Source organism: Acinetobacter sp. UBA991, from assembly GCF_002292065.1.
GTDB classification, from domain to species: Bacteria; Pseudomonadota; Gammaproteobacteria; order Pseudomonadales; family Moraxellaceae; genus Acinetobacter; species Acinetobacter higginsii.
Window position 1 is genome coordinate 24,070 of record NZ_DBBF01000021.1, and the last position, 22,773, is coordinate 46,842.

A 22,773-nucleotide genomic window follows, 5' to 3' on the forward strand; every position below is an offset into this window, starting at 1 on the left:
TTGAAATAAATAGAAGTATTTACCTCTTCTCTCGGGGAATTTGATGAAGTTGTCGTTTTCTACAAAAATTGTTGTAGTCACATTATTAATTGGCGTTTGTTCAACACAAACCAATGCACGACGACTTTATAAATGGGTAGATCAGACCAGCGTCACCAATTATTCAGAATTTCAGCCCAAAGAGGGCACCAGCCGTAAGCTTGAGGTGCTGGAAAGTCGTGGCAACGATCATGTTGACCCTTCGATGGCTGTGACTGCAGAAATGAAAGCGATTGAGATTCCTGTCGATCAGATGAATTTACAAGGGCAAGCGACCAATACAACGGCACAGCCTGTTCAGCAACCAACCACACAAACGGTTGTCAAACAAGGATCAATCGCAGCACCATATATACGCCCAGTCAGTGTAGTGGTTGCGCCAACGCCTGTGGAGAAGAAAGAGACTCAAGTTGTACAAGTGGCTGAAAAGAAAGAAACTGTTAGCAACCCATTGGCAGATAAATCCGCGAGTGCTGTAGCAGTCCCTGAGAAAAAAGAAGAAGCAGTGATCGTACAGGCTGAGAAGAAAGTACAGCCCAAGATTAATCCTTGGACACGCAAGGTCGAGTTTGTACCTTCGAATCTAGTGCCACAAAACTTACCCAAAGCGACAACAAATCCCGAAGTAAAGTAAATTATAAAAAATGAAGGGCTATAGCTCGTTTTAGATTTTGGTTACACTAGAGGTAATCAAAAAGATTGGCGATACCTATGCTCCCTTTATATGTCACTTCAGGCGAACCTGCAGGAATTGGCCCAGACATCTGTCTGAGTTTGGCAGAGCGTGTAGATGAACGGCCCATTGTTATTTTGGCTGATATGCAAATGTTGCAGCAACGCGCCAATCTTTTAGGTCTTGATGTTGAACTGATTGCTTATCAAGGACAGACTGAATCTAGTTTGCAGGGACAACTTTTTGTTGAACATGTGCCTTTAGCTAAGCCTGTTGTGTTGGGACAATTGGATTCAGCCAATGCGGCTTATGTATTGGAACAATTACGTCGTTCAGCCGATTGTGCGATGTCAGGACAGAGTGTTGGTGTGGCAACAGCCCCAGTTCAGAAGTCGATTATTAATGAGGCAGGCATCACGTTTAGTGGGCATACCGAATATTACCAAGAGTTTGCAGGTATTGATCGTGTGGTGATGATGCTGGCAACGAAAACATTAAGAGTTGCCTTAGCGACGACACACTTAGCCTTGCGTGATGTGCCTGATGCCATTACCACAGAGCGTTTGCAGCAAGTGATTGATATTTTGATTCATGATTTAAAAACAAAATTTAAAATCGCTGCACCACGTATTTTGGTTTGTGGTCTGAATCCGCATGCCGGTGAAGATGGCTATTTGGGTCGAGAAGAAATCGAAGTGATTAATCCTGTGTTAGAAACCTATCGCGCACAGGGGATTAGCATGAGTCTCAGTTTACCTGCGGATACCTTATTTACCCCAGAAAACCTAAAAGATGCCGATGCTGTTCTGGCGATGTATCACGATCAAGGTCTACCTGTGTTAAAATCACAAGGCTTTGGTGAAGCAGTTAACATTACATTAGGCTTGCCATTTATTCGGACTTCGGTCGATCATGGCACAGCACTTTCTCTTGCAGGCACTGGACAGGCGAAAGCATCAAGCTTACATGTCGCAGTGGATTTAGCACTTGATTTAGCCCGTCAGTGATGGGCAAGAAATTATTCACGTTGGAATTATTATGTATCAAATTAATGCCCTGAACCCTAAAGATGAAGGGCATCAGGCCCGAAAACGTTTTGGTCAAAACTTCTTACATGATCAACGTGTGATTGCCAAAATTGTACGCTCAGTGAATCCGCGTGCGGGCGAAAATATTGTCGAAATCGGACCGGGTTTGGCGGCATTGACTTCACCTTTAATTGGCGAATGTGATGCGTTGACCGTGGTTGAGCTGGATCGTGATTTGGCCGCGGGTTTGCCGGGTCGTGTGCCACATCCTGAGCGTTTGACCATTATTGAAGCCGATGCGTTGAAATACGACTTCACACAACTGTTTCAAGACGGCCGTCCACTGCGCGTAGTAGGGAACTTACCATATAATATTTCAACGCCACTGTTGTTCCATCTCTTGGAGTTCGGTGACAAAGTCAAAGACATGCATTTCATGTTGCAGAAAGAAGTGGTGGATCGTATTACCGCAACGCCAAATACCAAAGAATATGGTCGTTTATCGGTGATGATTCAGTATTACTGCAAGCCAACCTTCTTATTTGAAGTACCACCGGGCTCATTCAATCCGCCACCGAAGGTAACTTCAGCCGTTTTCCGTTTAGAGCCGTATGCAACTAAACCGATTGTGGCAAAAAATGAGAAAGCTTTAGCGCGATTAGTGGGTCATGTATTTACCCAGCGTCGTAAGACCTTACGCAATAGCTTAAAAGGCATGTTGGTGGAAGATGGCTTTGAGAAAGCAGGCGTTGATCCGATGGCACGTCCAGAAACCTTGAGCCTAGCTGACTTTGTTGCACTTTCTGATCAGATGGTGGCTTGATGTCGATGTCTAAGCGCTATAACTATGTCATTGGTGATGTACAAGGTTGTTTCGAAGCACTGAAAGCGTTGTTAAAAGAAATCCGCTTTGATCCAGACCAAGACTTTTTATGGTTTGCAGGGGATCTGGTTGCACGTGGTGAAAACTCGGTGGGTGCATTACGCTTTATTAAAAAACTGGCGGATCGTGGTGCTGCTGCAACGGTATTAGGTAATCATGACTTAACCTTGATCGCCTGCGCCCGTGGTTTTAAAAAGGCCAAAGACAAAGATCATACTCAAGAAGTGATTGATGCTATTGATGGTGATGAGCTGATTGATTGGCTGCGTAAACAGCCATTAAGCCTATCTCCGAATGCACAGACCTTGATTACCCATGCAGGTGTGCCGTGTATTTGGAATGCCGAAAAAACGGTGGTATTGGCACAAGAAGTCCAGCAGGTAGTGGGTCATGATGATCTCTCGGTTTTGGATGGCTTTCTTGCCGAGATGTATGGTTCACAACCTGATCTATGGTCAGATGAACTCACAGGTATGGCACGCTTACGCTGTATTACCAATTATCTCACTCGAATGCGGTTAACTGATGCAACAGGTCGTTTAGAATTTGATTTTAAAGATGCACTCGATGCACCGATGCCTGAGGGTTTCCAACCATGGTTTGAGTTTGAAAGTCAGGCAGCACAGACCCATCAGTTGATTTTTGGACATTGGGCGGCTTTGCAGGGCAAGACCATTAGCGCTCAAATTCAAAATGTCGATGGTGGCTGTGTTTGGGGGCAGCAATTGATGGCGTTCCGTTTGGAAGATCAACACATGTTTGCGGTGGATAATCCTTTAGCTTGATCAGTCTGTGATCTCTTTTAGATGCCCATTTTTATACTAAAATTGGGCATTTTTTATTTTAAGACTGTCAAAAAACTGTCATAGACTGATCATTAAAGTGTCAAAAAATGCTTTTAAGCTGAAAGCATGAAAATAACGACACAAATGGATGGCGATATGCAGAGTACATACGCGACATCTCTATTCAAGCAAGAGTTTCCTGAAAATTTTAAATTTTACTTTAAAAGGAAACAACTCAAAAATAAACAAGATGAATTGTCTGAACTTCGTGATTTAGTTCGTCCTCGTCTCCGAATTGCCATTGTAACCGAAACATGGCCACCAGAAATCAATGGCGTGGCGCTGTCGATGATGCAATTGTGTCAAGGTTTACAGCGACTAGGGCATAAAATTTTATTAGTACGACCAACCCAAAAAGCAGTCTGTACCGAATTTCACCCTGAACAAGAATGTTTGGTGATGTCACAGCCGATTCCGAAATATCCAAGTATTCAGTTTGGTTGGCCGCAATATATTAAAGTGTCCAAAGCCTTTGAAAAATTTGCTCCAGATGTGGTGCATATCGTCACAGAAGGGCCTTTGGGTTTGACCGCCTTACAAGCAGCAAAATCAAGAAAAATTGCAGTCTCCAGTGGTTTCCATTCAGCCTTTCATGATTTTAGCCGTTTCTTTGATCTGGCTTTCTTGGTTAAGCCAATTCAACGTTATTTAACGTGGTTCCATAACAGTACCGATGTGACCTGTGTACCAAGTCAATATACCGAACAAGCTTTACGTGGCTTTGGTGTGACTTGCCCATTGGTGGTGGTCGGGCGTGGTGTGGATACTGAAAAATTCTCGGCCAAACATCGTTCACAACAACTGCGCCAACAATGGGGTGTCGATGCCGATACCCGAGTGATGTTGTATGTCGGACGTTTATCACCCGAAAAAGAAGTCGATGTGCTGATTAAAAGCTTTCATGCATTACAGGCGCAACAAGGCAAAAATAGCAAATTTGTAATTGTCGGTGATGGCCCTGATCGTGCCCGTCTAGGCAAGATGGCACAATCGGATGACATTATCTTTATGGGCAGTTTGAGTGGTCGTGAACTCTCAGCCGCGTATGCCAGTGCCGATGTGTTTGCCTTTGCCAGCCAAGCCGATACTTTTGGTAATGTGGTCTTAGAAGCGATTGCCAGCGGCTTAGCGGTGGTAGCTTATGATTATGTCTGCGCCCATCAGCATGTACAACCGAATGTTACTGGCTGGTTGACTCCATTAGGGCAAACAGATCATTTAATTCAGTCGATTTGCCAACTACCTGCCTTGCCGCAATTACGACAAATGGGCTTATTGGCCAGTGAAAGTGTGCAGCAAAGTAGCTGGCAGTTCCCAGTACAACAATTAGAACAAGCATTGTATCAAGTCGTGAGGAGTCTCCCATGATCGCGACTTAAGCTACTCTCAAAAAGAGGAGAAATCGTATGAATCTTCAAAATGCTAAAATAAAAATACTTGATTTAGATTTAAAAGGGTGTGTCTACCTCAATCATCTCTCTCAGTCACAACGGATCGCTTTATTTTTTAAAACGATCAGTCGTTTGGGGGATGGACCATTTTGGTATGTCATGTTGTTGTCTGTATGGGCAATGCAAGGTTTGGCATACGGTCTGCAACTATTGTATGTGATTGCAGCAGGTTCTGTTGGAACCTTGATCTATAAGTTTTTAAAAAATAAAACCACCCGCCCAAGACCCTATCAGGTGCATCAGGTGATTGTGTTGGGTGAGCGACCACTCGATCATTTTAGTTTTCCATCAGGTCACACTTTGCATGCAGTGATGGTGACCATCATTTTGGGTTATATTCAACCTCTACTATTGCTGTTAATGCTGCCATTCACGATTTTGGTTGCCTTATCTCGAATGGTACTCGGTCTGCATTATCCAAGTGATGTGATTGTGGGTGCGATGATTGGTGCATCGGTTGCCAGTGGGATTATCTTATTCGCGCCAACTGCCAATATCGCTTTGTAAGGTGTTTTATCTCGAATTTAGCGACAGAACACTATCTCTTAATTTGTATGATTTGTTAAAGTACGCTCAATTACACTCATTTATTTAGGTTGTCATATGGGCTTACGTTGGACAGATACGATTGATATTGCGATTGAACTCACCGAAGCGCACCCAGATGTAGATCCACAATGGATTCGTTTTACCGATTTGCATGCATGGGTTTGTGCTTTGCCTGACTTTAGTGATGACCCAAATAAGTCAACTGAAGGTTTGCTTGAAGCCATTCAAATGGCATGGCTGGATGAAGTTCGTTAAAAATTCGTCAGAAAACGCTTAAGTTTTGCATATTCAAGCTGATTATTAGCGATGACATCGGTATAATGCGGCAAATTTTTTAGTTTAAACCATAATAGGAGTCAATCATGGCGATTGAACGTACTTTATCTATCGTAAAACCAGATGCAGTATCTAAAAACCACATCGGCGACATCTTTGCTCGTTTCGAAAAATCAGGTTTGAAAATTGTTGCAACTAAAATGAAACACCTTTCTCAAGCTGATGCTGAAGGTTTCTATGCTGAGCACAAAGAACGTGGTTTCTTTGCTGACTTAGTTGCATTCATGACTTCTGGTCCAGTGGTTGTTTCAGTTCTTGAAGGCGAAAATGCAGTTCTTGCTCACCGCGAAATTTTAGGCGCTACAAACCCTAAAGAAGCTGCTCCTGGCACAATCCGCGCTGACTTCGCTGTAAGCATCGACGAAAACGCTGCTCACGGTTCTGACTCAGTTGCTTCTGCTGAGCGTGAAATCGCTTACTTCTTTGCTGATAATGAGATTTGCCCACGCACTCGTTAATCCAAAGTATTCAGACCAGATAAGTGGTATACTACTTATCTGGTTTTTTATTTCTTATAGCTTGTGTTGTGCGAATAATGCACAGCATTTTTTAGCGTCGATATTGTTTAGGTAAATATACATGAGTTCTGCAGTGGTCGTTTCATCAGAAAATTTAGATGAAAAACAACAGTCTGTTTCTACGCCTGTCGTTCATGCTGCCGAGAAAAAAGTAAATTTACTTGGCATGTCTCGAGCTGAATTAGAAAAATTCTTCGAAGACTTAGGCGAAAAGAAATTTCGTGCGGGTCAGGTCATGAAATGGATTCATCAATATTTTGTGACTGATTTTGCTGAGATGAGCAATATCTCAGGCAAATTACGAGAGAAACTCGAAAAGATTTGTGAAATTAAAGCACCTGATGTGGTACATCGTAACTATTCGAAAGATGGAACCCGGAAGTGGGTGTTCCGTGTAGGAGATGGTGAAGGTTCTTTGGTTGAAACCGTATTGATTCCTGCGGAAGATAAAACAGGTGCACGTAAGACCTTGTGTATTTCATCACAAGTGGGCTGTGCATTGGATTGTTCATTCTGTTCGACGGGTAAGCAAGGTTTTCAACGTGATTTAACCCCAGCTGAAATCATTGGTCAGTTATGGATGGCGAACTATTCCTATATGGAAGAGGTGCCAGTGGCTGAACGTGAACGTACCGTGACCAATGTGGTGATGATGGGTATGGGCGAACCTTTACTCAACTATGATGCTGTACTCAGTTCTATGCAGCTCATGCTAGATGATTTTGCATATGGTATGTCAAAACGCCGTGTGACCTTATCGACGTCAGGTGTCGTACCGAAAATTGATCAACTGGCGCAAGATATCGATGTTGCTTTGGCGATTTCCTTACATGCACCAAATGATGAATTGCGTAACGAACTGGTGCCGATTAATAAAAAATATCCATTACAACAGTTAATTGCGGCTTGCCAACGTTATCTCGCTAAAGATGGTAATGAAAGCTCACGTCGTCATGTCACCATCGAATATGTGATGCTCGATGGCGTCAATGATAAGCCTGAGCACGCACAACAATTATTAAAACTGTTAAAAAATTTACCGAGTAAGATCAATCTTATTCCATTTAATCCGTTCCCGCATGCGCCTTATGGTCGCTCGAGTCGTAACCGAATTATTGCCTTCCAAAAAACTTTGTCGGATGCTGGATTTGTGTGTACGATTCGTCAGACACGTGGTGATGATATTGATGCTGCGTGTGGACAATTGGTAGGACAGGTTGCTGACCGTACTCGTCGTGCTGAACAATGGAAAAAGAAAGTGGCGCAACAACAAGAAATTTTGCGCACACAAGGATAATACTTGGGGAAAAGGCGTTGAATACCACTCGACCAAAAACGATTATTGCGACAGCTGTTGTGTTTACTTTACTTGGCTTAACAGCATGTCAATCAACATCTTCAACATTAAAAAAAGATCCAGAAAAAGCAGTGCAAGTCCGGACCCAACTTGCAGCTGAATATATTCGCAATCGTGATTTAGATGCAGCTAAGCGTTCGCTTGACCAAGCTCTAAAGGTTGATTCACGTGATGCCAATGCCAATATGATGATGGGGATTTTGCTGCAACAAGAAGGTAGCAAGACCAATATGGAAAAAGCAGAAGCTTATTTTAAGCGTGCAATTTCCTCAGAACCTGATAATGCTCAAGCGCGTAATAATTACGGTACATATTTGTATCAAGAGCAACGCTATAATGATGCCATTGAGCAATTTACTCGTGCGGGTGCAACCTTAGGGTATGAACAGCGTTTTCAGTCGTTGGAAAACCTAGGACGAATCTATTTGAAATTGGGCGATGTTGCGAATGCTGAAAAATCATTCAAACAAGCGCTACAAGCGAATCGAAATGCAACCATTTCAATGTTAGAGTTGGCGGAAATTTTCTATTTGCAACAAAATAATAGAGATGCGTCGCAACTATACGAACAATATGTTCGTAACGTGGGACAGAAAAACCAAGGTGCTCGGGCACTTTGGATTGGTCTACGCATTGCTCGAGCGAATGCGGATCAATTAGGAATGCAAGTGTTAGTCAATCAGCTACGTGCGCTATTTCCTGATAGTCCAGAATATCAACGTTATTTGCAATTACAGTACAGTACTGAGGCCGTATGGAAATAAATCCAAATTCACATCAGCCAACTGGCTCAACCTCGCCATCGTCAACCTTAGGAAATATTCAACGACCTGGTGAGTATTTGCGTCAAATTCGTATTGCACAAAAGAAAGAAATTGAAGAGATTGCAAACGTATTGAATATGCCTGTCAAAACATTGACAGCATTAGAGCAAGATGATTATAAATCATTACCTGAAGCAACTTTTATCAAAGGTTATTATCGAGCTTATGCAAAGCATTTAAATGCAGATGCTAGTGCGATCATTCAGCGTTTTGATGAAATCTATGTTAATGATACTGGACTGAAAGCTAGCCATGCCTTGAATAATTCTCCGATTAAAATTATGGGGAAATTATCAGGTTCGAAAAGCGTGCGTAACCGTATCTGGTTAAAACGTATTGCAATCGTTGCGGCTGTTGCAGTTTTAGCATGGTTGGCAGTTATGGCGGTGCAGAATTGGACATCAAGCCATAAAGATGAAGATGATGTACCGAAGATCAAAAATTCGGATGTTCAGATTTTGCCGATGGGGAATACCACCACTGCAACATCTGGTGACCAATTGGTGTTGAATTTTAATCGACCAACTTCTGTGCATATTGTCGATGCAACAGGTAAAGTATTGGCAACAGGTCGTCAAGCATCGACTTTGACTTTAAGTGGCGAATCGCCATTTCAAATTCGTTTAGATGACGCGACCGCAGTCGCATTGACTTTAAATCAGGAGCAAATCTCCTTGTCTCCATATACAGTCAATGGAAAAGCAGAATTCCGTTTGTCTCGTTAATGCCAAAGAGTAGAGCTATACGATGATTGTGAATCCAATTAAACGCCGTCCAACACGAAAAATCCGTGTTGGTTCCGTGTATGTCGGTGGTGATGCCCCGATCAGTGTTCAAAGTATGACCAATACTGAAACCTGTGATGTGGATGCAACTGTGGCGCAAATCCAGCGCTGTGCAGATGCAGGTGCAGATATCATGCGTGTTTCGGTGCCGTCGATGGAAGCAGCAGAGGCGTTTGGCGCGATTCGTAAGCGCGTTTCTGTACCTTTGGTGGCAGATATTCATTTTGATCATCGTATTGCTTTAGCGGTTGCGGATTATGGCGCAGACTGTTTACGGATCAATCCGGGTAATATCGGTTCGGATCAGAAAGTACGTGAAGTGGTTGCTGCGGCAAAACATCATGGTATTTCGATTCGTATTGGTGTCAATGCAGGTTCTCTGGAAAAAGATTTACAAGTGAAATATGGCGAGCCAACAGGGCAGGCCTTACTTGAATCGGCAATGCGTCATATCGACATTCTAGACCGTTTAGATTTTCATGAGTTTAAGGTCAGTGTCAAAGCATCGAATGTGTTCCTGACTATGGATGCCTATCGTCTGCTGTCTCAACAGATCGATAATCCGTTACACCTTGGTGTAACTGAGGCAGGGATTTACCGTACTGGTACAGTCAAATCGGCAATTGCTTTGGGCGGACTGTTGATGGAAGGCATTGGCGATACCATGCGCATCTCGCTTGCAGCTGAACCAGAAGATGAAATTAAAATCGGTTTTGATATTTTAAAGTCGTTGGGCTTGCGCTCAAACGGGATTAATTTTATTGCTTGTCCAAGCTGTTCACGTCAGGAATTCAATGTGATTCAAGTGATGCAGGCCTTGGAAGAGCGTTTAGAAGATATCCGTACCCCGATGGACTTGTCTGTGATCGGATGTAAAGTGAATGGTCCAGGTGAAGCCAAAGAAGCGGATATCGGGATTGTAGGTGCATCACCTCGTTCACTGGTCTATCGAAATGGTGAAAAGAGCCATTTAATTGATACAAATCAGCTGGTTGATGAAATTGAAACAATGGTTCGTCAACGTGTTCAAGAGCTTGAAGAAGCAAAATCTAAAGTCATTATTCGTAGTTCATCATGAGTTCAATCGTCGCTATCAAAGGTTTTAATGACACCCTTCCAACGCAAACTGCGGCTTGGAGAAGTCTGGAACAACAACTTGCATCGTTAATGGATGCATATGGTTATCAACAAATCCGTTTGCCAATCGTTGAGCAAACAGGTCTATTCAAGCGTGCCATTGGTGATGCGACTGATATTGTTGAAAAAGAAATGTATACCTTTTTCGACAAAGGTACACCGCCAGAATCACTGACCTTGCGTCCTGAAGGAACGGCAGGTTGTGTGCGTGCGATGTTAGAGCATAACTTACTGCGTGGTGCGACACCGCGTGTATGGTATCTCGGGCCTATGTTCCGCTATGAAAAACCACAAAAAGGTCGTTATCGCCAATTCCATCAATTTGGTGTGGAAACTTTTGGTGTCGCAACGCCGGATATTGATGCTGAAATCATTTTAATGACCGCACGTTTATGGAAACGTATGGGTGTGGCTGCGAATGTTCGCTTAGAGTTAAATACTTTAGGTGAAAGTGATGAACGTGCAGAATATCGTGCGGCTTTGGTTGAGTTCTTAAACCAGCACAAAGATGCGTTGGATGAAGATTCGCAACGTCGTTTAACGACGAATCCATTGCGTATTTTGGATTCTAAAATTGAATCAACGCAAAAGATTTTGGAAAATGCACCGAAGTTGCATGATTTCTTAAAAGAAGATTCAATTAATCACTTTCAGCAATTACAGCAATACTTAACGGATGCTGGTGTTGAGTTTGTGATTAACCAAAAGCTCGTTCGTGGTTTGGATTACTACAACAAAACGGTATTTGAATGGACCACCACCATGTTGGGTTCACAAGGGACGGTTTGTGCTGGTGGTCGCTACGATGGCTTGGTTGGACAGCTCAAAGGTAAAGCAGATCAGTCTGTACCAGCGGTTGGTTTTGCCATGGGGATGGAGCGTTTGTTGTTATTGGTCGAGCAAGTTGCGCAAACCAAAGATGTCCGTGATTGTGAAGTGTTTTTATTGGCTGAGCCGGCGTATCAAGCCAAAGCCTTGGTCTTGGCTGAACAAATCCGTGACCAGTTAGAAGCAGCGAACAGTTCAATCCGCTTAAAAACTGGATCTCAAGGTAGCATGAAAAGCCAAATGAAAAAGGCCGATCAATCAGGTGCAACCTATGCAGTGATCTTGGGCGAGCGTGAGTGGGAATCTCAGCAGTTATTGGTGAAAGAGCTTGCAACGGCTGAACAGACACAAGTGGCTTTAACTGAACTGACGCCATTTTTTATCGAAAAATTTAAACAATAAATTGCACAATTTAGGAAAAGGACAATCACATGAGTTTAAGTGATGATGAACAACTCGACCAGTTAAAGTCGTTTGCCAAAAAATATGGTTCTGCAATGATTAGCGGAATTCTCATTGCCTTGATTGCCTTTTTCGGATGGGAATATTGGCAAAAGAAAAACCTTGCTGAAGCCCAGAACCAAACAGCAAAGGTACAGAAATTGATGGATGAAGCGAAAGCGGCATCAGGTCAACCAAATGCCTTTGCCAGCTTATCTGAAGCGGCGGATAAAATTGTGAAAGATGATGCGGATTCAGCACAAGCGATTCAAACACAATTTATCATGGCGAAACTTGCTTATGACAAGCAAGATTATGCTGCTGCTGAAAAAGCCTTGAAGAAAGTTGAAACTTCAAAAGTTAAAGATGCTGGTTTAGTTCAAATTGTTAAATTACGTTTAGCGGATGCGCAATTGGCGCAAAGCAAATACGATGAAGCGTTAAAAACCTTAACGAGCGTGACTGATCCTGCGTTTAAGGCGACTGCTGATGAACTTCGCGGTGATATTTTTGTTGCGAAAAAAGACAATGAATCTGCGCGTAAAGCATATCAAAGTGCATGGGATAACCTACTCGAGCGTAAACAAGAACGTCAGCTTTTACAAATTAAACTCGAAAGTGTTGGCGTTTTAGTAGATGATCCTGAGTTTGAGCGCCCGATCTTAGATACCAAAGTGGATGAGTCTTAATGCAGAATAAACTAAAATTACCTTTGGCAATTGCAATTGCTTCAGCTTTACTCGTTGGTTGTTCAAGCAATAAAGTAAAAGAAGCAAAACCGAATCCATTGCCAAAAATCACGCAAGAACAAAATTTAAACCTTGTGTTTTCACAAAGTGTCTCGTCTACTGATGCTGCGGAAGCTTTACGTTTGCAGTTGGATACAGACAATGGCGTGATTTTTGCGATTGACCCAGATGGTCAGGTTTCTGCATACAAAGGTAAACAGCGTCTTTGGAAAAGTAAAATTACCAAACAAGAACTCACTGCTGGTGTAGAAGCAGGTGAGGGAATTGTGGTGAGCGGTAATCGCAAAGGTCAGTTATTTGCTTTAGACCAAGCCACAGGTGAACAGAAGTGGACCGCAAAATTGTCAGGTGCCATTTTATCTCCGTCTCTGATCCAGTCAGGTCGTGTGATTACGATTGCCAATGATGGTACGGTATTTGCGCATGATGCAGCGACAGGACAACAGGTTTGGGCGTATAAGCTACCGAATGTTCAGTTTAGTTTGCGTGGTCAACCAGCACCTGTTCGCTTAGATGAGCGTACTGTGCTAATTGGTTCTGCCAATGCCTATGTTTATGCTTTGGATATCATCAGTGGTGTACCGCGTTTCCAACGTCGTGTGGCGATCAGTGAAGGTCGTTCTGACATTCAGCGACTAGTGGATGTTGTGGGTGATCCAGTGGTTTCAGGTCAATATTTGGTGACGACGAGCTTCCAAGGTCAAGTGACCGTGACCGATCTTGCAACACAACGTGTGGTGTGGAGCGAAGATGCGAGCAGTACCAATAGCGCTGAAGTTGCGGATGATAAAGTTTTCGTTGCGACCACAGATGGCAAGTTGAATGCATATAACTTGGCAACAGGTGAGCTGGTTTGGCAAAATGAAGAATTGTTGAATCGTAAGCTTAGCAATCCTGTGATGCTAGGACAAAACCTTGTTGTGGGTGATTTGGATGGTGTGATTCATCTGATTAATCCAGCCTCAGGTAAGCTAATTGGTCGTGCAAAAACCAGTGGTGAAGTTCGCTCATTACGTGTGATTGACAATCAGCTTTATGTCGCAACACGAAAAGGTGCATTAACCATTTGGCAGAATCGTTAATTTTGTTTTAGCTTGTGGTAAAATGCTCAATTAGCTATTGCTAATAAAAGAATGATCGGGGTATTTGTTTAAACAAAACCCCGAATTTTTATTGTGATTACTTGATCACCAAAATCTTCCATACTGTTTCTGATACGATGTCATCAACGATGGCTCGTCTGAATTAAGGTTAATCTATGAAACCCGTTATTGCGCTCATTGGTCGTCCAAACGTCGGAAAATCAACGCTATTTAACCAAATCACCAAAAGTCGTGATGCTTTGGTTGCTGACTTCGCTGGTTTAACTCGTGACCGCAAATACGGCGATGCGGTTTATCAAAATAAATCGTTCATTGTTGTCGATACGGGTGGTATTGGTGAGAACGAAGGTGGTATCGACTCTTACATGGCCGAGCAGTCGAAAACTGCGATTCATGAAGCAGACATCATTGTTTTTGTCGTCGATGCGCGTGCTGGTCTCTTGGCGTCAGATGAGCAAATCGCTCGTGAACTTCGTACTTTAGGCAAGAAAGTATATCTGGTTGCCAACAAAGTAGATGGTGTACATGCTGAAGCTGCTCTGGTTGAGTTTTATAAGCTTGGTATGGGGGAGCCATTACAAGTTGCGGCGAGCCATGGACGTGGCGTACAACAGATGCTCGAAGATGTCTTGGCTGAGGTTCCAGAAGATGAGAATCCAGAAGAACATGACAAAGCTACAGGTTTACGCTTAGCCATTATTGGTCGTCCTAACGTCGGTAAATCAACCTTGGTTAACCGCCTATTGGGTGAAGATCGTGTCGTTGCATTTGACCAACCGGGTACAACACGTGACTCGATTTATATTCCTTATGAGCGCGATGGTCGTCAATATACTTTGATCGATACAGCAGGTGTACGCCGTAAAGGTAAAGTAGAGGAAATGATTGAGAAATTCTCAATCGTGAAAACCTTACAAGCGATTAAAGATGCGCATGTGATTGTGGTGGTACTAGATGCCCGTGAAGGGGTGGTCGAACAAGATTTACATTTGATTGGTTATGCGCTTGAAGCTGGCCGTGCCATGGTGATTGCGATCAACAAATGGGACAACATGACCGAGTATGATCGCAAGCAATGTAAGTTGGATGTAGACCGTCGTTTTGACTTTATTCCTTGGGCCAAAGTTCATTTAATTTCGGCATTGCATGGCACTGGCGTAGGTGAAATGTACCCAACCATCCATCGTGCTTATGACTCATCACATTTAAAAGTTTCTCCTGCGAAACTGACTCAGATTTTGAATGATGCGACTGAAGCGCACCAACCGCCGATGATTGGTGGTAAACGTATTAAAATGCGTTATGCCCATATGGGTGGACAGAACCCACCAACCATCGTGATTCATGGTAACAAGGTAGACAAAACACCTGCGGATTATCGTCGTTATCTTGAGAATGTGTTCCGTAAAGTTTATAAACTGGAAGGAACGCCGGTTCGTGTAGATTTCAAAACATCGGATAACCCATTTGAGGGGCGTAAATCTCAAGTCGATGAGCGTGTAGCGGCACGTAAACGTCGTTACGTTCAGAAGTTCAAGAAAGCGGAAAAGAAATTCAAACGTTAAGCTGGTCTTGATGATAAAAGCCCAAAGTTTGCTTTGGGCTTTTTTGCTGCTATTCTTTTATTAGTTAATATAAACAATGCATATTTTTGTTTAGTTTGGCTTGGCTTTGGGTTTTATTTAAAATAAATAATATAAGTTGTTGAAATGTAATAAGAATTATTTTTTGTTAAATTTCGCACCAGTGCTATAATGCCACCGCAAAATTTCTACAAATTGATTATTTTTTAAACCATATTGGATTGTGCATTGCATGTTGAAACTCCATATAACGCAGCCTCAGTTGATTGATGCACAGCAAAACTATGCTGCGTTGGACGCTATTCCAGCCATGCAGCGTCGCCGTCTATCTGCATTGGCAAAAATGGCATTAAGCAGTGCTTTGACAAGCTTAAATGGTCAACATGTTGATTATATTGTATGGGTTTCCCGATTTGGGGATGAACAAAAAACCTTGGATATTCTCCAAGACGTATTACAACAACAAACACCATCACCAACACAATTTTCAACCTCAGTTCATAATGCAATTGCAGGCTTGTATTCGATTCTATGTCAGGATGCGACGCCCTCGACAAGTTTAAGCTGTGAATGGACGGAAGCATTGATTGAGGCTTATGCAATTTTAAAGTCAACAACTACCGCACAACGTGTGTTAGTGGTGGCATATGATCAAGCTTTACCGAGTGTTTATGCTGATACGGTTGAGTTCCCCGCATTTGCTTTGGCGACCGTTGTGAGTTTAGAAAATCCCAATCTGGAAGTTTTACAGCTCAGTGGCTCGGAATCATTAGAAAGTTTAGCTTTTTACCAGTTTTGGCAGGCTGCAGAAGTAGGTCAATCTGTGTTGAGATGGAAAAAATGTTAAAGCTGAATCAGATTAAACAGAAAGCCAATTATGCTTGGCGTGTTGCAGCAACAGGTTTCAGCTTTGCCAGTTTTGGTGCCGGTGGGGTTGGGATTGCAACCATTGTGGCACCCTTGGTTCATTTAAGCAGCCGCAATCCAGTTGTACGTCAGCAACGTGCACAGCAAGTCATTCATTACAGCTTTAAGGGCTTTACTGAAATGATGGTCAAACTTGGCGTCATGACCTATTCAGTCGAGGGGCTGGAAAAACTGCAACATAGCCGCCAAGAGTTGGTAATTGCCAATCATCCGACCTTGATTGATGTGGTGGTGATGATTGGATTGATGCAGCAGGCCAATTGTGTGGTGAAGCAATCGCTTTGGTCAAATCCGTTTACTCGTGGTCCAGTACGTAGTGCGGGTTATATTTTAAATGCGGGTTCGCAGCAGTTTATTGAAGACTGTGTGCTTCGATTAAAACAGCAAGGTGCAGCTTCATTACTGATTTTTCCTGAAGGAACGCGAACCGAAAAAGGCGAATGTCTGAATGAGTTCCAACGCGGCGCTGCAAATATTGCGATTCGTGCCAATGTGCCGGTACGTCCAGTTTTGATTAGATGTACACCCTCGACCTTAACCAAAAATGAAAAATGGTATCATGTGCCCGCACAGCCTTTTCATATCGAGATTAAGGTACTGGATGCAATTGAAGTCCAAGATATCTTGGCAGATTCAGACGTATCACCGAAACAGGTGCGTCAGTTGAATCAAGGTTTTTATCAAATTTTTAATAATGAGTTATCGAAAAATGAGCAATCTTGCTGATGAATTAAAGCAAATGATTATTGATGTTCTCGCGCTTGAGGATATTGGCATCAGTGATATTGAAACTGAAGCACCATTGTTTGGTGAGGGTTTGGGCTTAGACTCAATTGATGCGCTCGAGTTGGGCTTGGCATTGAAAAAACGCTATAACATTCATTTGAATGCAGAATCAGATGAAACCAAACAACATTTTAAATCAGTTCAAAGTTTAGTGGCTTTGGTTGAAGCTCAGCAAGCAGGTTAAGGAGTAGATCAATGTTAACTCAAGAACAGGTGCTGGCAAAGTTAAGAGAGTGGATGCAGGATTTATTCGAAATTGAACCTGATGATATCCAACTTGATTCCAATTTATATGAAGATCTCGATGTAGACAGTATTGATGCTGTCGATCTGGTGGTTAAAATTAAAGAACTGACTGGTAAACAAGTCAAGCCTGAAGATTTTAAAGCAGTCAGAACCGTACAAGATGTTGTTGCTGTCATTCAGAACATGACCGCTGAATGAGACATCTCATTAGAGGGGGATTGATCACTTTTTTTGTGTTGTACCCCTTTATTGTTGGATGGAGCCTGTCGCATGGACAGTTCATCTGGGTCAGTATTTTACTGATCGTTTTGGGTGTGAGTCGCTTGCTGAGCGCCAAAAGAGATTTGATGTTACCACTGACTGGTTTAGCCATTATTTGTGGTGGATTGAGCCTGATTTTAAAAGATCATGCTTGGCTCAAGCTTTATCCTGTGGGTATGAGTCTTGGTGCGTTGATCATTTTTGCACTGACACTGTATCGACCACCGTCCATGATTGAGCGTTTTGCGCGTCTGGTTGAGCCTGATCTGCCAGCCTCTGGTGTAGTATGGACACGGAAAGTCACTGTGGTTTGGTGCTTCTTCTTTGCAATAAATGCCATGATTGCACTGGCAACGGTATTTGCACCCATGAAATATTGGATCATTTATAACGGCTTTGTGTCTTACCTATTGATGGGAATCTTATTTCTCGGTGAGTACATCTTGCGAAAAAAACATCAACGTTTAAATCAAACGGCCCCTTAAAATATTATGCCTATTTCTTTTTATAATGATGCTGATTCAGCGAATGCGTTGTGTATTAGCTCTGAATTAAAAACAATTTCTTATGCCGATTTTTGGCAAGACGTCGCTGAACAAGCCGCCGCAATCAGGGGATTGAGCCAAGAGACTTGGGCATTGTGGGAACAAGATAGTTACCAGTTTTTGCTATTATTTTTTGCAGGCTTATTGGCCAATAAAAAAATCATTTTACCTCCCAATCGTGTTCGAGATTTAGAACAACAATTGGCCCAGCAACAGATTTACTTTCTGAGCCGTCAACCTGTTGCTGCGACTGTGAATGTAGACGAAAGCTTTTCGCAACTGATTCGTATACAAGATGATGATTTTTTAAATCAGGCTGAGATCATATTCTTTACCTCAGGTTCAACTGGTGAACCGAAAAAGATTGAACGTACTTTGAAGCAACTGCTCAATGAAGTGATTGGCTTAGCCAGTAGTTTTCAGTTCAAGCAGAAAAGCGTTGCTATTGCAACAGTCAGTCACCAGCATATTTATGGATTACTGTTCAAACTGCTTTTACCACTCGCAACAGGACGCCATTTTTTTAATCCGCAATTGGCTTTTCCTGAAGATGTCATTCAGGCTCAACAGCGTTTAGCCCAACAAGGGTGGAGCAACTATCTGATTTCCAGTCCTGCTTTATTGAAACGCTGGGCGCAGGATCTGGTCTTGCAGCAGTGTGAACTAGTGTTCAGTTCGGGTGGCAAATTAGATGCAGGTGTCCGACCACATTTGAATGTTCCGATTGTTGAAGTACTCGGGAGCTCAGAAACCGGAGGCATTGCACATCGTCAATATGATGATGCGGCATGGACAGCTTTTAATAATGTTGAGATTCAGATTGCTGCAAACACCCAACTCATGGTGCAAAGTAACCATGCGGGCGAGTCTGGCTGGATCATCACAGGTGATGCTGCAGAGTGGATTAAGATTGACAATAAGCAATTCAAACTTTTAGGTCGCTTGGACCGTATTATCAAGTTGGAAGAAAAGCGCTTGAGTCTGGATGCGATTGAACACAGTTTGAATACTTTGCTGGAAGTAGAGCAAAGCCACACACTCTTACTTGAACATCAGCATCGTCAAATTCTGGCAGCGATTGTGGTGCTCAGTGTCGAGGCTCAACAGCAATTAATGACGATAGGTAAAGCCGTTTTTGTCAAACAGTTGAAGCAGCAGTTACAGTTTCAGCTGGAAAGCATTGCCATTCCGCGACAGTGGCGTTTTTTGAGCCAGATTCCGCAAAATACCCAGTCAAAACGCGATAAAAATTATTTAAAAGCATTATTTAGCCCGATGTTACAGCCTGTCGTGTTATCTCAATGGCAACAACAGGATGAGCAATATTTCAGCCTTGAATTTCCTGCTGAACTGGAATGTTTTAAGGGGCATTTTCCAACCCAACCGATTTATCCAGGTGTGGGACAAATTGGCTTTATTCAGCAGTTTGCCAAGAATAGTTGGTCTGATTTACAGTGGTGTCAGGGGTTTGAGCAATTGAAGTTTCAAAACCTGATTCGTCCTTATGCGGTGGTGCAATTAAAATTAAGTCGTAAATTACATAAAATCAGCTTTGAAATCACCTCAGAGCAACAGGTCTTGGCTTCAGGGCGCTTATTGTTTGCGCTTGAACAGGTTTAGGAGTCCGCTGATGTTGAACTATGGCATTGTTATTCCTGTGTATAATCATCCGCACTATCTTGCTGATCTTGTTGAGTATCTGGAACAATTTCAATGTCCGATTATTCTCATCAATGATGGCAGTGATGCCGAATGTACGGCGATTCTGCATCAACTGGCACAACAGCATCCATTGGTTGATCTAGTGGAACATCAGACCAACCAAGGCAAGGGGCAAGCGGTCATGACTGGGCTGCAACATGCTTTCCAGTTAGGAATGACACATGCACTGCAACTAGATGCGGATGGTCAGCATTGCTGGGAAGATGTGCCGAAATTTATCGAACAGTCGCAGCAACATCCCCAAGCGATGGTGATTGGACAGCCGATCTTTGATGATTCAGTGCCGAAAAAGCGTCTGTATGGACGTTATGTCACGCATTTCTGGGTCTGGTTAAACAGCTTGTCTTTCGAAATTAAAGACAGTATGTGCGGTTTCCGGGTCTATCCCTTGGCGAAAACGATAGCTGTACTCAATGCTGCTCAATTCCAACCTCGAATGGGTTTTGATAGTGAAATTTTGGTCCGCTTAAAATGGGAAGATACCCCTTTTGTGAATGTGCCTACACGGGTAATTTATCCTGAACATGGTGTGTCACATTTTAATGTGTGGCGTGATAATCTAGGCTTAAGTCAGGCACATGCTCGATTATTTGCAGGGATGCTGCTGCGCTTTCCAAAACTGATTTGGCATAAGTTTAAGGCGGACTGATGACGATACCGCAAACTTCGCAGGATACATGGCATCAAATTAAGGAACGAGGCGGACTGTTGCCGCTGATGCTGATGCTTGGATTTTATCGCTGTGGCGGACGTTGGTTATGCCGTGTGGTACTGTATTTTATTATTATGTGGTATTGGCTGTTTGCGGTAACAGCTCGACAGGCTTCTTTACAATATTTACAGCGTTTGCATCAATTTGCAGGGTCTCAGTCACCGTTTACAGCAATGCCGAACTGGATGAATAGCTATACGCATTTCATGCAGTTTGGTGAGTGTATTCTGGATAAAATTGAGGGCTGGTTAGGGCATATTCCTGAGCAAAAACTGCAATTGTTTGGGCATCAGCACTTCCAGCAACACTACCAAAAAGGCGCGATTATTGTGGTGTCGCACTTTGGCAATATTGAGCTACTGCGGGCGCTAAAGTCAGAGCACCCACAAAAAATTAATGTACTGGTGTATCAAAAGCATGCCTCACAATTTAATCAGTTTTTAAAAAAAATTAATGATAAGGCTGATGTCAATTTAATTGCAGTAGATGAACTTGGCATTGAAACAGCGATGCTGTTACAGGAAAAGATGGAGCAGGGGGAGTGGGTGATCGTGGCGGCGGATCGGATTCCTGTGCAGTCGGATCGAGTGCAAAGCATCCAGTTTTTGGGACATGAGGCTGCATTACCACAAGGGGCATGGATTTTGGCCAATTTACTCAAAGTTCCGGTGCTAGCCGTATTTTGTTATCGCGTCCAGCAGAAGTTTCAGGTGCATATTCATGCGATTGCCAAGCAAGTGGATTTACCGCGTAAAACCCGATTAAGCAGCATGCAGCAGATCACCCAATCCTATGTCGCCGTATTAGAACAACATTGCTTACGGGCACCGTATCAATGGTTTAATTTTTATCAGTTTTGGACAAAATAACGTGAATGCAAGTCAAAGTGAAGCAATGCTCAAGCCGGTTCTGATTGTCGGCGAGCAGCCACTCAGTATTGAAGATGTGGTGGCGGTTGCTCGACAACAGCGTCAAGTGGCTTTACCGACAGCAACAGCTTGGCGTGAATTGATTCAGCGCGGTGCAGATTTTCTGGATCAGTTGTTGCTGGATGAAGGCGTGATCTACGGCGTTACCACAGGCTATGGGGATTCATGTCTGGTTGAAATTCCGATGCATCAAGTCAATGAATTGCCTTTGCATCTGTCTCGTTTTCATGGCTGCGGTCTCGGTGAAAATCTGGATTTGATCACTGCCCGTGCGGTAGTGGTGACTCGTCTTTGTTCACTTGCACGAGGTTATTCGGGGGTGTCTTTGGCCTTGCTGGAGCGTCTGGTCTGGATGCTGAATGAAAACATTATTCCAGTGATTCCATCGGAAGGCTCTGTCGGGGCAAGTGGTGATCTGACGCCTCTGTCCTATATTGCAGGTGCTTTGGTTGGTGAGCGTGATGTCTATGCACAAGGCAAGATTGTGCCGATTGCACAAGTCTATGCAGAGCAAGGCTTGGACGCCTTGGTGTTACGCCCTAAAGAAGGCTTGGCACTGATGAATGGTACCGCGGTGATGACGGCGATTGCCTGCTTAAACTATAAAAAAGCAGAGCAGGTGGCATTGGCCAGTACCTTGATTACCGCTTTGAATGTGTTGGCCTTAGAAGGTAATCCAAGTCATTTTGATGAAGTCTTATTTGCCCAAAAACCGCATCAAGGTCAGCAACATATTGCCCAGCAATTACGTGAATGGCTAAACAGTGAAGTGCAGACAGCACACCAAAGTCCACGTTTACAAGATCGTTATTCTTTACGCTGTGCGCCGCATATTATTGGTGTGTTTGAAGATTCAAAAACATGGTTGCGTCAATTTATCGAAAATGAATTAAATTCCAGCAATGATAATCCGCTGATTGATCCTGTGAATTTACGGGTGCTGCATGGCGGGCATTTCTATGGCGGGCATATTGCGCAAGCTATGGACAGTTTGAAGATTATGATCGCCAATATTGCCGACTTGATGGACCGACAAATTGCACAGCTGGTCGACCATAAAATGAATCATGGCTTAGCACGCAATTTAACGGGTGCCAGTGCCGAGCGCCTGCCTTTGAATCATGGTTTTAAAGCGGTACAAATTGGGGTTTCGGCTTGGACCGCTGAAGCCTTGAAGCATACCTTGGCCGCGTCTATTTTCTCACGCTCGACCGAATGCCATAACCAAGACAAAGTCAGTATGGGGACCATTGCCGCCCGAGATGCGACTCGGGTCATTACCTTGACGCAGCAGGTTTTGGCGGCCTTATGCTGTGCCAGTGTACAGGCCGTGCATTTGAAAGGTGTTGAATCTCAACTAAGCCCGCCTTTAAAAGCTTTTGTTGAGTGGACCTTACAAAGTTTTGCACTACTGCAAGAAGATCGTCCTTTACAAACTGAACTACAACAGATTATTGATCGTTTCGACAACTTTGAATTGTTCAATCAATTCCAACAACAGGTCTAGGAGCGACAG

25 protein-coding genes are annotated in these 22,773 nt (G+C 43.2%); all 25 read left to right on the forward strand.

What is annotated here, in order from left to right; translation table 11 throughout:
- Positions 1–43: 43 nt before the first annotated feature.
- The 25 genes from B2727_RS07870 (at position 44) to B2727_RS07990 (ending at position 22,764) form a co-directional block, all read left to right on the forward strand.
- A complete protein-coding gene (locus B2727_RS07870) occupies positions 44–673 on the forward strand; it encodes a hypothetical protein (RefSeq protein WP_033134447.1) in 630 nt (209 codons plus the stop codon).
- Positions 674–750: 77 nt separating this feature from the next.
- Positions 751–1,719, forward strand: a complete 969-nt coding sequence (gene pdxA, locus B2727_RS07875; protein ID WP_033134448.1) for a 4-hydroxythreonine-4-phosphate dehydrogenase PdxA — start codon at positions 751–753, stop codon at positions 1,717–1,719.
- A gap of 31 nt (positions 1,720–1,750) precedes the next feature.
- On the forward strand, positions 1,751–2,563 hold the full coding sequence (gene rsmA / locus B2727_RS07880) for a 16S rRNA (adenine(1518)-N(6)/adenine(1519)-N(6))-dimethyltransferase RsmA (RefSeq protein WP_004802636.1): 813 nt from the start codon (positions 1,751–1,753) through the stop codon (positions 2,561–2,563).
- 5 nt (positions 2,564–2,568) lie between these two features.
- Entirely contained in the window at positions 2,569–3,408 is an 840-nt protein-coding gene (locus tag B2727_RS07885) for a symmetrical bis(5'-nucleosyl)-tetraphosphatase (RefSeq protein WP_033134465.1), read from the forward strand.
- 156 nt (positions 3,409–3,564) lie between these two features.
- Positions 3,565–4,836, forward strand: coding sequence for a glycosyltransferase family 4 protein (locus tag B2727_RS07890; protein WP_033134449.1), 1,272 nt, complete (start codon positions 3,565–3,567; stop codon positions 4,834–4,836).
- Positions 4,837–4,874: 38 nt separating this feature from the next.
- Positions 4,875–5,426 (forward strand): phosphatase PAP2 family protein, encoded by a 552-nt coding sequence (locus B2727_RS07895; RefSeq protein ID WP_033134450.1) that lies wholly within the window; start codon positions 4,875–4,877, stop codon positions 5,424–5,426.
- Between the two features lie 96 nt (positions 5,427–5,522).
- Positions 5,523–5,723, forward strand: coding sequence for a Fe-S cluster assembly protein IscX (iscX, locus tag B2727_RS07900; RefSeq protein ID WP_004652532.1), 201 nt, complete (start codon positions 5,523–5,525; stop codon positions 5,721–5,723).
- A gap of 107 nt (positions 5,724–5,830) precedes the next feature.
- On the forward strand, positions 5,831–6,262 hold the full coding sequence (ndk, locus tag B2727_RS07905) for a nucleoside-diphosphate kinase (RefSeq protein ID WP_004652531.1): 432 nt from the start codon (positions 5,831–5,833) through the stop codon (positions 6,260–6,262).
- 121 nt (positions 6,263–6,383) lie between these two features.
- Positions 6,384–7,619, forward strand: a complete 1,236-nt coding sequence (rlmN, locus tag B2727_RS07910) for a 23S rRNA (adenine(2503)-C(2))-methyltransferase RlmN (RefSeq protein WP_005206346.1) — start codon at positions 6,384–6,386, stop codon at positions 7,617–7,619.
- Positions 7,620–7,636: 17 nt separating this feature from the next.
- Positions 7,637–8,443 (forward strand): type IV pilus biogenesis/stability protein PilW, encoded by an 807-nt coding sequence (gene pilW / locus B2727_RS07915; protein ID WP_004802644.1) that lies wholly within the window; start codon positions 7,637–7,639, stop codon positions 8,441–8,443.
- Positions 8,434–9,228, forward strand: a complete 795-nt coding sequence (locus tag B2727_RS07920; RefSeq protein ID WP_004802646.1) for a helix-turn-helix domain-containing protein — start codon at positions 8,434–8,436, stop codon at positions 9,226–9,228. The genes pilW and B2727_RS07920 overlap by 10 nt, the downstream gene beginning before the upstream one ends.
- 22 nt (positions 9,229–9,250) lie before the next feature.
- Entirely contained in the window at positions 9,251–10,366 is a 1,116-nt protein-coding gene (gene ispG, locus B2727_RS07925) for a flavodoxin-dependent (E)-4-hydroxy-3-methylbut-2-enyl-diphosphate synthase (RefSeq protein WP_004802647.1), read from the forward strand.
- Entirely contained in the window at positions 10,363–11,655 is a 1,293-nt protein-coding gene (hisS, locus tag B2727_RS07930) for a histidine--tRNA ligase (protein ID WP_005206344.1), read from the forward strand. Before ispG ends, hisS begins: the two co-directional genes overlap by 4 nt.
- A 29-nt stretch (positions 11,656–11,684) precedes the next feature.
- Positions 11,685–12,383 carry a YfgM family protein gene (locus B2727_RS07935; protein ID WP_004802650.1) on the forward strand — a complete coding sequence of 233 codons (699 nt, stop codon included), beginning with the start codon at positions 11,685–11,687 and terminating at the stop codon, positions 12,381–12,383.
- Positions 12,383–13,525, forward strand: coding sequence for an outer membrane protein assembly factor BamB (gene bamB, locus B2727_RS07940; RefSeq protein WP_004802651.1), 1,143 nt, complete (start codon positions 12,383–12,385; stop codon positions 13,523–13,525). The genes B2727_RS07935 and bamB overlap by 1 nt, the downstream gene beginning before the upstream one ends.
- Positions 13,526–13,701: 176 nt before the next feature.
- A complete protein-coding gene (gene der / locus B2727_RS07945; protein ID WP_004802653.1) occupies positions 13,702–15,111 on the forward strand; it encodes a ribosome biogenesis GTPase Der in 1,410 nt (469 codons plus the stop codon).
- 250 nt (positions 15,112–15,361) lie between these two features.
- Positions 15,362–15,976 carry a beta-ketoacyl synthase chain length factor gene (locus B2727_RS07950; RefSeq protein WP_005206342.1) on the forward strand — a complete coding sequence of 205 codons (615 nt, stop codon included), beginning with the start codon at positions 15,362–15,364 and terminating at the stop codon, positions 15,974–15,976.
- Positions 15,961–16,782 (forward strand): lysophospholipid acyltransferase family protein, encoded by an 822-nt coding sequence (locus B2727_RS07955; RefSeq protein WP_085942831.1) that lies wholly within the window; start codon positions 15,961–15,963, stop codon positions 16,780–16,782. The genes B2727_RS07950 and B2727_RS07955 overlap by 16 nt, the downstream gene beginning before the upstream one ends.
- A complete protein-coding gene (locus B2727_RS07960) occupies positions 16,766–17,026 on the forward strand; it encodes a phosphopantetheine-binding protein (RefSeq protein ID WP_005206340.1) in 261 nt (86 codons plus the stop codon). Before B2727_RS07955 ends, B2727_RS07960 begins: the two co-directional genes overlap by 17 nt.
- Positions 17,027–17,037: 11 nt before the next feature.
- Entirely contained in the window at positions 17,038–17,286 is a 249-nt protein-coding gene (locus B2727_RS07965; RefSeq protein WP_004802664.1) for an acyl carrier protein, read from the forward strand.
- Positions 17,283–17,834 (forward strand): septation protein IspZ, encoded by a 552-nt coding sequence (locus B2727_RS07970; protein ID WP_033134451.1) that lies wholly within the window; start codon positions 17,283–17,285, stop codon positions 17,832–17,834. Before B2727_RS07965 ends, B2727_RS07970 begins: the two co-directional genes overlap by 4 nt.
- Before the next feature lie 6 nt (positions 17,835–17,840).
- Positions 17,841–19,514 carry an AMP-binding protein gene (locus tag B2727_RS07975; protein WP_033134452.1) on the forward strand — a complete coding sequence of 558 codons (1,674 nt, stop codon included), beginning with the start codon at positions 17,841–17,843 and terminating at the stop codon, positions 19,512–19,514.
- A 10-nt stretch (positions 19,515–19,524) separates the two neighbouring features.
- Positions 19,525–20,265 (forward strand): glycosyltransferase family 2 protein, encoded by a 741-nt coding sequence (locus B2727_RS07980; RefSeq protein WP_005206337.1) that lies wholly within the window; start codon positions 19,525–19,527, stop codon positions 20,263–20,265.
- Positions 20,265–21,197 carry an acyltransferase gene (locus B2727_RS07985; protein ID WP_033134453.1) on the forward strand — a complete coding sequence of 311 codons (933 nt, stop codon included), beginning with the start codon at positions 20,265–20,267 and terminating at the stop codon, positions 21,195–21,197. The genes B2727_RS07980 and B2727_RS07985 overlap by 1 nt, the downstream gene beginning before the upstream one ends.
- A gap of 25 nt (positions 21,198–21,222) precedes the next feature.
- A complete protein-coding gene (locus tag B2727_RS07990) occupies positions 21,223–22,764 on the forward strand; it encodes an HAL/PAL/TAL family ammonia-lyase (RefSeq protein WP_033134466.1) in 1,542 nt (513 codons plus the stop codon).
- Positions 22,765–22,773: the final 9 nt, after the last annotated feature.